Source organism: Microbulbifer taiwanensis (assembly GCF_014904815.1).
Taxonomy (GTDB): domain Bacteria; phylum Pseudomonadota; class Gammaproteobacteria; order Pseudomonadales; family Cellvibrionaceae; genus Microbulbifer; species Microbulbifer taiwanensis.
In genome coordinates this window covers 1-12,391 of the sequence record NZ_JACZFR010000003.1, presented here as the reverse complement: position 1 = coordinate 12,391, position 12,391 = coordinate 1, and the positions used below count along the sequence as shown (strand labels likewise).

Annotated in this window: 14 protein-coding genes and 1 other RNA gene; 6 read left to right on the top strand and 9 right to left on the bottom strand. The window is 64.1% G+C overall.

What is annotated here, in order from left to right; translation table 11 throughout:
* Nucleotides 1-96 precede the first annotated feature (96 nt).
* Nucleotides 97-483, bottom strand: a complete 387-nt coding sequence (gene gcvH, locus IG627_RS00685; RefSeq protein WP_193189220.1) for a glycine cleavage system protein GcvH — start codon at nt 481-483, stop codon at nt 97-99.
* Nucleotides 484-582: 99 nt separating this feature from the next.
* Complete coding sequence (gcvT, locus tag IG627_RS00680; RefSeq protein WP_193189219.1) at nt 583-1,671, bottom strand: glycine cleavage system aminomethyltransferase GcvT; 1,089 nt, start codon at nt 1,669-1,671, stop codon at nt 583-585.
* 340 nt (nt 1,672-2,011) lie between these two features.
* On the opposite strand from gcvT, the gene IG627_RS00675 reads away from it, so the two are divergent.
* Complete coding sequence (locus IG627_RS00675) at nt 2,012-2,719, top strand: 2OG-Fe(II) oxygenase (protein ID WP_226864571.1); 708 nt, start codon at nt 2,012-2,014, stop codon at nt 2,717-2,719.
* 33 nt (nt 2,720-2,752) lie between these two features.
* Here the strand turns inward: IG627_RS00675 and IG627_RS00670 are convergent, their stop codons facing one another.
* Nucleotides 2,753-3,319: a CBS domain-containing protein gene (locus IG627_RS00670; RefSeq protein WP_193189218.1), complete on the bottom strand. Its 567-nt coding sequence runs from the start codon at nt 3,317-3,319 to the stop codon at nt 2,753-2,755.
* A 97-nt stretch (nt 3,320-3,416) separates the two neighbouring features.
* Between IG627_RS00670 and IG627_RS00665 the strand changes: the two genes are divergently transcribed.
* Nucleotides 3,417-3,695 (top strand): hypothetical protein, encoded by a 279-nt coding sequence (locus IG627_RS00665; protein WP_193189217.1) that lies wholly within the window; start codon nt 3,417-3,419, stop codon nt 3,693-3,695.
* Between the two features lie 96 nt (nt 3,696-3,791).
* Here IG627_RS00665 and IG627_RS00660 read toward each other — a convergent pair whose 3' ends face one another.
* From IG627_RS00660 to IG627_RS00635, 6 genes are read right to left on the bottom strand one after another with little or no spacing between them, the layout of a single operon-like run.
* Complete coding sequence (locus IG627_RS00660) at nt 3,792-4,907, bottom strand: CNNM domain-containing protein (RefSeq protein ID WP_193189216.1); 1,116 nt, start codon at nt 4,905-4,907, stop codon at nt 3,792-3,794.
* Between the two features lie 5 nt (nt 4,908-4,912).
* Nucleotides 4,913-5,905, bottom strand: coding sequence for a rhomboid family intramembrane serine protease (locus IG627_RS00655; RefSeq protein WP_193189215.1), 993 nt, complete (start codon nt 5,903-5,905; stop codon nt 4,913-4,915).
* A 53-nt stretch (nt 5,906-5,958) separates the two neighbouring features.
* Nucleotides 5,959-7,194 carry a UbiH/UbiF/VisC/COQ6 family ubiquinone biosynthesis hydroxylase gene (locus IG627_RS00650; protein ID WP_193189214.1) on the bottom strand — a complete coding sequence of 412 codons (1,236 nt, stop codon included), beginning with the start codon at nt 7,192-7,194 and terminating at the stop codon, nt 5,959-5,961.
* 36 nt (nt 7,195-7,230) lie between these two features.
* Nucleotides 7,231-8,472, bottom strand: a complete 1,242-nt coding sequence (locus IG627_RS00645) for an FAD-dependent oxidoreductase (RefSeq protein ID WP_319024455.1) — start codon at nt 8,470-8,472, stop codon at nt 7,231-7,233.
* A complete protein-coding gene (locus IG627_RS00640; RefSeq protein WP_193189213.1) occupies nt 8,466-9,851 on the bottom strand; it encodes an aminopeptidase P N-terminal domain-containing protein in 1,386 nt (461 codons plus the stop codon). The genes IG627_RS00645 and IG627_RS00640 overlap by 7 nt, the downstream gene beginning before the upstream one ends.
* Nucleotides 9,851-10,408: a UPF0149 family protein gene (locus IG627_RS00635; RefSeq protein WP_193189212.1), complete on the bottom strand. Its 558-nt coding sequence runs from the start codon at nt 10,406-10,408 to the stop codon at nt 9,851-9,853. The genes IG627_RS00640 and IG627_RS00635 overlap by 1 nt, the downstream gene beginning before the upstream one ends.
* A 203-nt stretch (nt 10,409-10,611) precedes the next feature.
* Between IG627_RS00635 and IG627_RS00630 the strand changes: the two genes are divergently transcribed.
* From IG627_RS00630 to IG627_RS00615, 4 genes are all read left to right on the top strand, one after another.
* On the top strand, nt 10,612-10,815 hold the full coding sequence (locus IG627_RS00630) for a TIGR02449 family protein (protein WP_193189211.1): 204 nt from the start codon (nt 10,612-10,614) through the stop codon (nt 10,813-10,815).
* Complete coding sequence (locus tag IG627_RS00625) at nt 10,815-11,135, top strand: cell division protein ZapA (RefSeq protein WP_193189210.1); 321 nt, start codon at nt 10,815-10,817, stop codon at nt 11,133-11,135. Before IG627_RS00630 ends, IG627_RS00625 begins: the two co-directional genes overlap by 1 nt.
* A 389-nt stretch (nt 11,136-11,524) precedes the next feature.
* Nucleotides 11,525-11,705: non-coding RNA, 6S RNA (ssrS, locus tag IG627_RS00620), on the top strand.
* A gap of 28 nt (nt 11,706-11,733) precedes the next feature.
* Nucleotides 11,734-12,391 (top strand): 5-formyltetrahydrofolate cyclo-ligase (locus IG627_RS00615; RefSeq protein ID WP_193189209.1); only part of this gene is annotated, 658 nt, incomplete at its 3' end.

Here is a 12,391-nt window from a genome sequence, read left to right as displayed (position 1 = left end):
CGGGAACACCCCCCCCCCCTCTTCCCCCCCCCCCAAAAAAAAACACCCCGCGGCGTTTTCGCAGCGTCTTTTTTTATTTCCGTCACCGGTTGAGGATTATTCCTCGGATTCGGACCGGTAGGCGTCCGCATCCAGCATATTGTCCAGCTCGCTGGTATCGCTGGGCTTGACGCGGAACATCCAGCCGTCGTCGTAGGGAGAGGAGTTGACGGTTTCCGGGGCGTCTTCCAGCGCCTCGTTGACCGCGACCACTTCGCCGGAAACCGGGGAGTAGATGTCGCTGGCCGCCTTCACGGATTCCACCACGCCGGCCTCGTCACCGGCCGCGATGTTGGTGCCCACTTCCGGGGTCTCGACATATACCACGTCGCCCAGCGCGTCCTGGGCGTGGTCGCTGATACCGACGGTGACAGTGCCATCCTCTTCCAGCCGCGCCCACTCGTGGCTGGACAGGTATTTCAGTTCGTTGCGAATCTCGCTCATTCTGTGATCCCTCGATTGTGCATTTCTAGTTTCTGGTTTTTGGGGGCCGGGCCGGCTGGGACATCCCGCCCGGCCTGTATAACTCGCCAGCAGCAGGTGTCAAATCACCGACTTGCCGTTGCGCACGAAGCAGGGTTTCACCACCTTTACCGGCACCAGCTTCTTGCGCATCTCCACCTGGGCGGTATCGCCGACAGTGACCGGTACCCGCGCCAGCGCAACGGAATGGCCCAGGGTGGGGGAAAATGTGCCGCTGGTGATGATACCGCGGTCGTCACTGCCGTCCACCACTACCGGCTGGTCCGCGCGCAACACGCCCTTCTCTTCCAGCACCAGGCCCACCAGCTTCTCTTTCACGCCCGCGGCCTTCTCCCGCTCCAGCGGCGCGCGGCCGATAAAGTCGCGATCCTCCGGCTGCCAGGCGACAGTCCAGGCCATGTTGGCCACCAGCGGTGAAGTGTCGTCGTCCATCTCATGGCCGTAGAGGTTCATCCCCGCCTCCAGGCGCAGCGTATCGCGCGCACCCAGGCCGCAGGGGGCCACGCCGGCGTCGGCCAGGGCGCGCCAGAAACCCGGGGCGTCCTCGCCGGACACCATGATCTCCAGGCCGTCTTCACCGGTGTAGCCGGTGCGGGCCACAAACCAGCGGCCGCGGGCCACGCTCTGGAACACCTTGAGGCCGTCGATGGCGGCGACCCACTCGATGCCCATGACCTTCTTGACCTTGTCGATCGCATTGGGGCCCTGGATGGCCACCATGGCCAGATCCGGCTGCTCGGTCAGGGTCACATCGAAGGATTGCGCCTGCTGGTTCATCCACGCCAGATCCTTGTCGCGGGTGGCGCAATTGACCACCACCCGGTAGCCCGGATCTCGCAAGTAGACGATCAGGTCGTCGATCACGCCGCCCTGCTCGTTCAGCATACCGGTGTAGAGCGCCTTGCCCGGGTTGCCGTCCAGCTTGGCCACGTCGTTGGCCAGCAGGTAGCGCAGGAAGTCGCGGGCACCCTCGCCGTCGACATCCACCACGGTCATATGGGAGACGTCGAACATGCCCGCATCGGTGCGCACCCTGTTGTGCTCATCCAGCTGTGAACCATAGTGCAGCGGCATATCCCATCCGCCGAAGTCCACCATTTTGCCGCCCATGGCGACATGCGTGTCATACAGAGGCGTTCTGTTTCCCATCTCTTGTTCTCGATTCACCAGTTAAGAAAGCCGCGTATTCTAGCGGCTGCGCCACCGGTGTTACCAGACGGCGATATGCTGCAAGCCTAGCAGGCACCGGGACGAATGACTGCCCGGCAACAGGCTCGCCACCAAAGATTCGGCGGCGATGAAAAAATGGCATCTCAGATACCGGGTTACCGACGCCGGAATTGAAGGCAAAGTGCTCTAACCGGGACCGAAAGGGTGGAGTTACCAACTTTCTGATTAGGGGCAATAAAAAGCTTTGCCGCCCCCCTCATTAGCGGTATAAGTGGCCATCCCCACAAGCGGCGCTCCGCCGCATACAGAGACTCCCCTATTGAACACCACCGTTTCCGCCCTTGCGGAGGTGCGCCCCGCCTACTTACGGCGCCCGGGCGCCCGCGACGGCGACCCCTTGGACCAGGTCGCCACAGCCCTGCGCAGCGACGGCTATATAGTGCTGCCCGCCCCCCTGCCGCCGGCAGTGCTCGGCGGCATGCTGCGCCACTTCAGGTCCATTGACCGCGAGCGCTTCAAGCGCGCCGGTATTGGCCGCGAGGAGGAGCATCAGCTGAACCGCTTCGTGCGCGGCGACGAGATCTTCTGGCTGGACAGCGCCAACCCGGCGGTGGCCGCCTACCTGAGCTGGATGGAGGCACTGCGCCTGGGCCTGAACCGGCGCCTCTTCCTGGGGCTGTTCGATTACGAGTGTCACTACGCCTACTACGACCGCGGCACCTTCTACAGGAAGCACCTGGACGCTTTCAAAGGCAACACCAACCGGGTGCTCAGTACCGTGCTCTACCTGACTCCCAACTGGCAGCCGCGGGACGGCGGTGAGCTGGCGATCTACCCGCCGGAAGTCGACGGTGCCCCGCCGGCAGAGCCCTTGCTGAAAGTGGCGCCGCGCTTCGGGCAGATGGTGATATTCCTCAGCGAGGAATTCCCCCACGAGGTGTTGATGGTCAACCGGCCGCGCTACAGCGTCACCGGCTGGTTCCGGGTCAATAACAGTCTCGGTGACAGCATCGACCCGGCCAAATAACGATGGCCGCTGGCGGCCATCGCACAGTGCCTGTCAGTGTGCCGGCGCCACCGCGCGCTGGATATCGGCGAAGGTCGGCACCGAGTCAATATGAATCTCGGCGTGCAGGCGCCTGCCCACATCCGCGACACTGATCAGGCCCCGCACATGGTGGTTTTGCAGGTCCACGACCAGGCAGTCCCGCTGGCCATGGCGGCGCATCGACTCCAGCACATCGCGAATACGGCTTTTTTCCACCTGCTGGTAACTCAGTATTTTGAGTTCGCTGCGGGAGCGCATCAGATCGCCGACCGTCAGCACATCGCGGGGCACGCCCTCGGCCACACGCTGCATCACGCGCTGATAACTGATGTCCTCCGCCGTCAGCAATCCGGTAAAAAGTCCCTCCCTGTCGAGTACCAGCACAGCACTCAGGTGGCCGGCCTGCATCACCTGGGCCGCATTCACGGCCAGGACAGACGGCGTCAGCAGCGCCGGGTAGTGACTCTTGAAGTCGGACACAAAGCTGAGTGCGGGCGAGTCCAGGGTCAGCTCCCTGAACTCTTCCGGAAAGACCAGCTTGTCGAAATCCTGCAACTGTAAAACATTCAGGTTTTTCATGGCGATAACTCACTGTGATGCGCGCCCCGCGGGCGCGCAGGCAAACGGGTGACCACTGCGCTACCGAGGCGCAGAGACCGAAATCAGAAATAGGGAAATGAAGTTACGCCGGGACAGGCGGGGCGCGAATGCGGTGGCCTTCGCGGCCGGGGGGCAGCGGCAGATGCCGGATGGGAAAAAGCTGGGTTGCGGCAGCCCCGCGCGGCCGGGTCGCGGTGTCTGCGGGCTTTTGCGGATCCTCCTCGCCTTCGGGATCATCCGCAGAGGTACCCTTACCTGCGAGCTGGACAGCAGCTGCAAACTCGGCCTGGAAGCTTTTCGTCGCGCCGGGCTCAGCCTGCACTGCTGCGCACAGCAGCAGAGACTGAAGCACTAAAAACAAGATCCCGGTTCGCACTATGCCAACTCCAGAAAACCGCTTAACTTTCAGACTGAACAATCGGGGCGAGGTTCCGCAAATTCAACCGCCGGATTATTTGCGCTCCTCGTCGGCCCCCTCACTGGTCTCCTTTGCATCCCGCTCCACCCTCGCGGTTTCGTCCACCTTTAATCCGTATTTTTTCGAGCGCAGTCGCCACAGGCGCTTGGCGACTTCCTGGCGGTCCGGTGTCTTGTCCGCCTCGTCGACTATCTCCTCGCCCAGCAGTGTTTCCAGCAGGTCTTCCAGGGTCACCAGCCCCTCGAGACCGCCGTATTCATCCAGCACCGCGCTGATCTGTACGCGTCGCGACAGCATTTTCTGGAAGGCCTGGTAGATGGTGGCGGTCTCCGGCAGCATCAGCATATCGCGACGGAATTCCGCCAGTTTTTCCTCCCTGTCTCCCTTGGCAAAGGCGAGCAGCAACTCCTGCTTCAGGACAAAACCCACCACGCAGTCCGCATCGCCGCGTTCGTATACGGGTATGCGTGAAAAGCGGCTCTTTTCCACATCCTCATAGGAATCCCCCAGGGTGGCGTCCTGGGACAGCGAATAGACCACGGTGCGCGGCGTCATCACCTCGCGCACCGAGTGATCGCGCAGGGTGAAAAACAGATTGCGTAGGATACTCGACTCGCGGCGCTCCAGCTGTCCCTCGGCCTCGCCGATTTCCGCCATGATTGCGAATTCATCGCGACTGAAACCGGTCAGCGTCGGCCCCCGGGACATGCCGCGGGTCAGCCACTCGGACATTTTCACAAAGGGGTACAGAATCCACACCAGGAACCGCAACCCGTAGGCGGTGACCGGTGCCAGCTGTCGCCAGTAGAGCGCGCCGAGGGTCTTCGGGATAATCTCGGAAAAAACCAGGATCAACAGTGTCAGTATCGCCGACGCCAGCCCCAGGTACTGGCTGCCGAACACCGCCGCCGCCTGGGCGCCGGCACCGGCGGCGCCAGCGGTATGGGCGATGGTGTTGAGCGTCAGTATCGCGGCCAGGGGCGCGTTGATATCGTCCTTGAGCCTGCGCAGTAAGCGCCCGGCCCTGTGTCCCTCGCGCTCGAGCAGGCTGATGTAGGGCCGGGTGACACTGAGAATGACCGACTCGGCGATGGAGCAGAGAAAAGAAAAACCGAGGGCGATCAGGAAATAGATAAGCAGTAGGATCATAGAATTCAGGCTGCCGCAGAGTTACCGGCCGTATTGTCAGAAAAATGCCGCGCGCCACCGGCGAGGCAGTAAAGCAGTGTCAGCAACAGGCCGCTGATAAAACCGCCGAAATGCGCAGCGTTGGCGACGCCGACACCAAGCACATAGGTTACCAGGCCCGTCGCGCACAACAGAAGCCAGCCGACCGCCAGCGCGACGATACCGGCGGGCACATCGCGCCAGCCCGGCTGCCAGCGCTGCAGTACAAATACGCCGCCGACCAGTGCATAGACGACGCCCGACATGCCGCCAAAAACCATCTGTGGAGACCAGTAGTACTGCGCCAGGTTGGAAGCGGCCGCGCTGAATAAGACCAGCGCGGCAAATGCCAGAGTGCCCGCGCGCGCCTCCAGCGGCCTGCCGAGAATCCAGATACCCAGCGCATTGAAGAGCGCATGGGGCAGGGAAAAATGCACTATCGCCGGCGTCCACAACCGCCAGTATTCCCCCTTTGCCCAGTGCCAGGCGAGGGTCGAATTCTGCAGCTGGAAATCGCCGCCGCGATCCGGATAGATAACCAGCGATTCCGCCAGGTCGTTGCGCAATAGAAAAAAGCCGATAAAACACAGGGCAATCAGCAACAGACTGAGCGGCGTTTTCCGCCAGGGCCAGCTGGGCAGCGGCGACGGCACAGCGATTTCATCATCGGCCTTGCTTTCGCCGCCCTCTCCGCTTTCCGCCGGCGCAGTTTCAGCGGTAGCGGAAGCATCTTCGCCCTTCGCCGCCCCTTCCGTTTCGACCGGCTCCAGATGCACCCTGGCCAGATCTATCTCGCCGGCCTCCCAGCGCTCCAGTAGCGGCAGCAGAAATTCCCCCAATTGCGGGTCCGGGGTCGCCAATACCTGCCGGTTGCCCTCCTCGGCGAGGCGCAGGGGCAGCCGGTGGCGGCGGATAAACAGCGCCAGCTCGCTGAGATCTTTATCGAGGGGAAACTGGTAAACGGCAATCCAGCGGCTCAAGTGTCTATGGCCTGTTTATTCAATCGCTTTTGTTTTATCGCCGCCGCGCCGGGCTAAACCGCCATGGCGCGGAGGATTATGCGCTTTTTCAGCAGCGGGCTGGCGTCCACCATACTCAATCCGGTGTTGCGCAGCCAGCGCCAGTGCAGGTCGCCGGCACCGAACAGAGACTTGAAGGTGCTCATGGCCTTGAGGGTGGTGGCGTTGTCGCCGCGGCGGCGGCGCTGGTAGCGCGCCATCACCGAGATATCCGCCGGCTCCAGCCCGCGCTTCAGCGCACGGCCTATCTCGTCGCTCAACACGCGCACATCCTGCAGCCCCAGGTTGACCCCCTGGCCGGCCAGCGGGTGAATACTGTGGGCGGCGTCGCCGACCAGTACCGCACCCGGGCCGTAATAGGACTCGGCGTGGCGCGCGCGCAGCGGGAAGGAGAAGCGCTCACTGACCGATTCCACCTTGCCGAGACTGCTCTCGAAGGCTTTCTCCAGGTTCAGGCAGAAGGCCTGGTCGTCCAGCATCACCAGCTCCCGCGCCAGCGCCTCGTCCGCAGACCAGACCACTGCGCAGTGATTCTCGTCGCCGAGCCCGGCCAGGGGCAGGAAGGCCAGCGGGCCGGTTTTCAGGAAGCGCTGCCGGGCCGTGTGCCGGTGCGTTTTCTCGCAGCGGGCCACACACACCAGCGCCGTCTGGTGATAGTCCGTATCCTGGCAGCGGATGCGCAGCAGGTCGCGCACCTTGGAGCGGGCGCCGTCGGCGCCAATCAGCAGGCGCGTGCGCAGCACCTCGCCGTTCTCCTCCAGCCCCTCGATCACATTGATGCGATCGCTGCGCGGCTGCAGGTGCCAGAGGCCGCAGTCGCGCCACCAGCTCTCCAGGCGGAAGCCGTTGACCAGTTCCACGTTCGGCAGCGCCTCGAGGCGCGCGCGCAGCGCCGCCACCACCACATTGTTCTCGACGATATGGCCCAGGTTGGGCATCTGCACATCGCGACTGTTAAAACGCACGGAGCCGGTGCCCTCGGCATCCCAGACGCGCATTTCCGTATAGGGGCAGGCGCGGCTGTCGCCGATGGCGTCCCAGGCACCCATTTCCTCGAGCAGCTCGCGGGACGCCTGGGTCAGCGCGACCACGCGTGCGTCATAACTGTCGGCGGGCACCCGGGGCACCTCGGTCGACGCCTCCAGCAGTGCCACCTGCAGTTGCGGGTGGCGCACCGCCAGCAGCGCGGCCTGGGCCATGCCCACCATGCCGCCACCGACGATCGCGATATCCAGGCGTTGTCTGTTCATAGAGTGTCTATCCCGCTGCTGTATCCCGGCAGTCTATTAAAGACCAAAACCCGCCGCCTGACCGACGAAACTCGCGCGCAGAGGCGGCGCCAGCGTCAGCCCCAGCAGGCCCACCTGGCGCAGCCCCCGCACCAGCGGTGCGGAGGAAGCGAAAAGCGGCGGAATCCTGTCGCTGAAACCGATGGTCAGCTGCTGATCCAGCTGCCGATCGCGGCCGTAGTCCTGTAACAAGTCTAGCCTCCCTGTTGAATCGGGCGCCAATCCTGAGCGGGCCAGCGCCTGCGCCAGACCGTAGCAGTCACGCAGGGTCAGGTTGAAGCCCTGTCCCGCCACCGGGTGCAGGAAATGGGCGCAATTGCCCACCAGCACCAGATTGCGGCGCCACTGCTCCCGCGCCAGCGACAGGCTGAGCGGGTAGCTGTGCAGGCTGCCCGCACGCACTATGCGACCGGCGCGCCAGCCGAAGGTCCGCTGCAGCCGCGCAATGAATCCGCTTTCGGGCAGCGCGCACAGTGACTCTGCCTCCTCCTCGGCACAGGTCCACACCAGCGCCATGCGGTGCTGGCCGTCGCGCCTTGGCAACGGCAGCAGCGCCATGGGCCCGTCGTCGGTAAAGCGCTCGTGGGCAACGCCGCCGTGGTCCCGCTGCAGACCAACTGTAGTGACCAGCGCCTGCTGTCGGTACTGTACCGTGTCGACGCCTATGCCGAGCTGCCGGCACAGCGGCGAGTTGACGCCGTCCGCCACCACCAGCAGCCCCGCCTGCAGAGCGGATTCGGCGCCCTTTTCCGCCCCGCACCAGCGCAGGTGGGCGCCGTCCGCGCCCATCTGCACATCGGTAACCCGCGCCGGGGCCAGCAGCTGCACTTCCGTCTGCGCCAGAGCCTCGTGCAGTATCGGCCCCAGGGCCGCGTTCTCGATCACGGCTCCGAGCATGCCCTCGAAGCTGGCGCGCTGCTGCCCTGCGCGCATGGACAGGCCCAGGGCGCGACCGCGGTCGCTGACCTGGATCTGCTCGATGGGCGCGCAGTAATCGCGCAACTGCGGCCAGAGACCCAGCCCGGCGAAGAGCTCCAGGCTGCCGGCGGCGATGGCGGTGGCGCGGGTGTCAAAACTGGGCAGCCGTATACTGGCGCCAGCGTCTGGCAGGGGCCGCTGCTCCAGCAGCACCACCGACAGCTGCGGGCAGTAGTGGGACAGCATCAGCGCCAGGCTGGCGCCGGCCATACCGCCGCCGACAATGGCGATGTCCACCCTTTGGGTCTCCGGTGTTACCACAGTTCCTCCTGCACCAAATCCTGCCCCTCGCGCATGGTGTACTCGATATCGGCGATGGTTTTCGGCGCCGCAGAGGACAGCACCTGCGGCCCCTCTCTGGTCAGCGCCACATCGTCCTCGATGCGAATGCCGATACCGCGGAATTTCTCCGGCACCTGTTCGTCGTCCGCGGCCATGTAGATGCCCGGTTCCACGGTCATCGCCATACCCGCCTCCAGCTGGCGCCACTGGCCGTGGACCCGGTAGTCGCCGGCATCGTGCACATCCATCCCCAGCCAGTGGCCGGCGCGGTGCATATAGAAGCGGCGGTAGGCGCCGGACTCTATCAGGCCGTCGACCTCGCCGCGCAACAGACCCAGGTCCACCAGGCCGCGTGTGATCACCTCGACACTGGCCAAATGGGGCTGGTCCCAGTGGTTGCCCGACTGTATCTGCTCTATCGCCGCCAGCTGCCCGGCCAGCACTATCTCGTACAAGGCCTTCTGCGCGCCGCTGAAGCGGCCGTTGACCGGATAGGTGCGGGTCACGTCGGCGGCGTAGCCGCGAAACTCACAGCCGGCATCCACCAGTACCAGGTCGCCGTTTTTCAGCGGCGCGCTGTTGCTGCAATAGTGCATCACCAGTGCATTCCTGCCGCCGCCGACAATGGTGGGGTAGGCGGGCTCGCGCGCACCGGCGGCGACGAAAGTGTGCAGTATCTCCGCCTCCAGCTGGTATTCGTACAGGCCCGGCCGGCAGCGGGCCATGGCGCGGCGGTGCGCCTCGGCACTGATCTCGGCGGCGCGCGCCATCAGGCGCAGTTCCCGGGCACTCTTGTACAGGCGCAGGTCGTGCAGCAGGTGATCCAGGTCGACCATCTCCGGTGAACCGCCACTGCCGGGAGCCGCGTCTATGGCCTGCAGATAGCTCTGCAGGCGCCGGTCCAGCTGCGGGAAGCGGCCCATCGTAAAATAGATGCGCGCGCGCCCCTCCAGCAGGCCCGGCAGTATGTCGTCCAGGTCGCCGATCGGGAAGGCGTCGCAGAGTCCACACTCTTCCGCCGCGCGCTCCGGGCCCAGGCGCGGGCCGTCCCACATTTCCTTCTCGGCATCGCGCTCGCGGCAGAACAGCAGTGCCTCACCCTGGGGGCGCCCGGGCACCAGTACCAGCAGCGCCTCCGGTTCGCTGAAACCGGTCAGGTAGAGGAAGTCGCTGTCCTGGCGAAAGGGAAAATAGGTATCCCGCGAGCGCAGCTGCTCGCGCGCAGCGGGCACTATGGCGAGGCTGTCGGCCGCCAGCCCGGCGATCAGGCGCGCGCGGCGGCGGGCGTATTCCGATCTGGCAATACCCGCGGGCGCCGCCCTGGCGATACGCACAGCTGCACTTCTGCTATCGGCCATCAGTGCACTGTGGGCCCGCTGCCGGTTTTTTTACTGCCACCCACCTCAATAAAAATATTCAGCACTGCCATGCGCACATATTCCTGCAGTTCCAGCAGTTGGGTTTCCGCCTCCTCGGAGGGCTCCGCCGCGTCCGCATCCACCTGTGCTATCGCGCCTATGTCCTGCAGGGCCTCCTCACTGGTGGGCAACAGCTTGCCCTTGTGATCGCCCACGCCGAAACCGTGCAGAAATCCCTGGCACCAGTGGCCGAGGGTCATGGTCCTCGCGGCAATATCCTCGTCGTCGCTGAGCAGCAGCTGGAAGTCAAAATTGCTGTCGCCCAGCTGCTGCTGGCTGTCCTGGGCCAGCCGCAGGAAACTTTTGTTCAGGTCCGCGGGCACAGCGTCCAGTTCCATCAGTGCGCCCAGCTCTTTTTGCCAGCGGTTTTTGTCCGGGCTGGCGCCGGCGGCCAGCACGCCACAGGCAAATCCGTGCAGCTCGCTCGGATCCGCCTGGCCCCCGGCGGCGAGAATGGCATTGGCCAGGGATTCAAATTCACTGCCTGCGCGCGTCATAACAACTGCCTAGTTATCTTTCGAAGTGATCAGAGTTTATCCAGTTCGCCGCAACTCTATTCGACGACCTGCTTCGGGCAACAATTTTGTGATTGCCTCCGCGGGCGGGGCGATTGACCCACCCATACGCCGGCAATATAGTAGCGGAATAGCCCGGCCTACGCAGTCTGTAGCGTTGCCAGCCGATACCGACGCAAGGAATTATGGATAAGCTGCAAGCGTTAGAAAGCACTGTGGACTCCCTGATCGCCCGCTGCCAGCAGCTGGCCGATGACAACCGCGAGCTGCGCCGGCTGGAGGCCGACTGGCAGCGCGAGCGCCAGCGCCTGGTAAAAAACAATGAAGCCGCCCGCTCCCGGGTCGAAGCCATGATCAACCGCCTCAAGGGGCTAGCGCAAGATTCCTGATGGGTGACTCAGCAGCAACCGCCAACACAGTAACCGTCTCCATACTCGACAAGGAGTACCGCGTCGCCTGTTCGGAAGACGAGCGCGCCGAACTGCAGGCCTCCGCGCGGCTGCTGCACGAGCGCATGTCGCGCATCCGCTCCAGCGGTTCGGTCATCGGCCTGGAGCGTATTGCAGTAATGGCGGCGCTCAATATTGCCCACGAACTGATCCAGGCCAAGGCGGAACTCACCCGCGTGCCACTGGAACAGGAAATGCTCGACCGCCTGCAGGACAAGGTGCAGTCCGCACTGGGCAATATCGAAGAACACGAAACCTGAGTTTCAATTTCAGTCGGTCGAGCCAGCTTCAAATCCCGACGCCAGGGAACCTCTGAATAACTCCGTAATGCCTCTGCGTGGCCTGAAGCGTGCAGCTGTTAGGCGCCACTCGCCGTGAATGGCCCCCGGTCCTTTACAAGAGTGGCAACGCTGCAGATGCGCGCTTCAGGCCGCGCCCTTTGGGGCTTTCAGAGCGATTCACACTCCGCGTTGCGACTTCTTGAAAGGTCTAGACATTCCTGCGAAGCCGCGCCTTGATTGTGAACCGCTCTGAAAGCCAGAGGTATCACGGAGTTATTCAGAGGTTCCCTAGGCTTGACAGACTCCCCCAGAGCAGATTTTCGCTGCAACCTCACTTAGCCTTTTTGAGCCCCCCGCGTTATAATTTCCTTGCCCTGGGGTGTTGGCCAGTTGACTATGTCCTCGAGCCGATACTTTTACCCAGGTGGTTTCCAGCGGATGCTGGTGTGCAGGTCCGCCACGCAGCGGAAAGCCTTATGTATTCCGGAAGCCGCCACCTTGAACTTAACGGTTCAAGGCTACGTCTGCAGCCGCACACTCGGGGTTCCTTATTTCTTCCCTCCAGTCCTCCCCACCAATGACTGAAAGCCAGGCCCGGCCTGAGAAGGCCCAGCTGCGCCGCCGCATGCGCGCGGCCCGGCGCAAACTCAGCGTTTACCAGCAGCGCCTCAGTGGCCGCGCCGCCGCCATCCATTTGAGCCGCAGCCCGCAGATGCAGCGCGCCAGGCATATCGGCATCTACTGGCCCATGGACGGGGAACTGGATTTGCGCTGGCTGGTGCGGCGCTTTCCCGACAGGAATTTCTACCTACCGGTACTGCCGGCGGAGCCGCACCCGCATATGCGCTTCCGCCGCTGGCACGGCGGTCCGCTGAGCTACCGCAACCGCTTCCGCATTCCCGAGCCCCTGCGCGGCCACAGCCATCCGCCGCAACGACTGGACCTGGTGCTGGTGCCCCTGGTGGCCTTCGACGCCGGCGGCGCCCGCCTGGGCATGGGGGCCGGCTTCTACGACCGCACCTTCGCCTTCAAGCGACTGCTGCCCGGCGCCGGCCCCGCCCTGATAGGAGCGGCCCACCAGTTGCAGTGCGTGCCGCAGCTGCCCACGGACAGCTGGGATATTCCACTGGACGCCGTGGTGACCGAGGGGCGCCTCTACCACTGCCGGGAGCCGGCTGGCGGTTGGCGCTGGCAAGCGGCCAGGAACGAAAGTGGAGCGGAAGGACGTGGTCGGG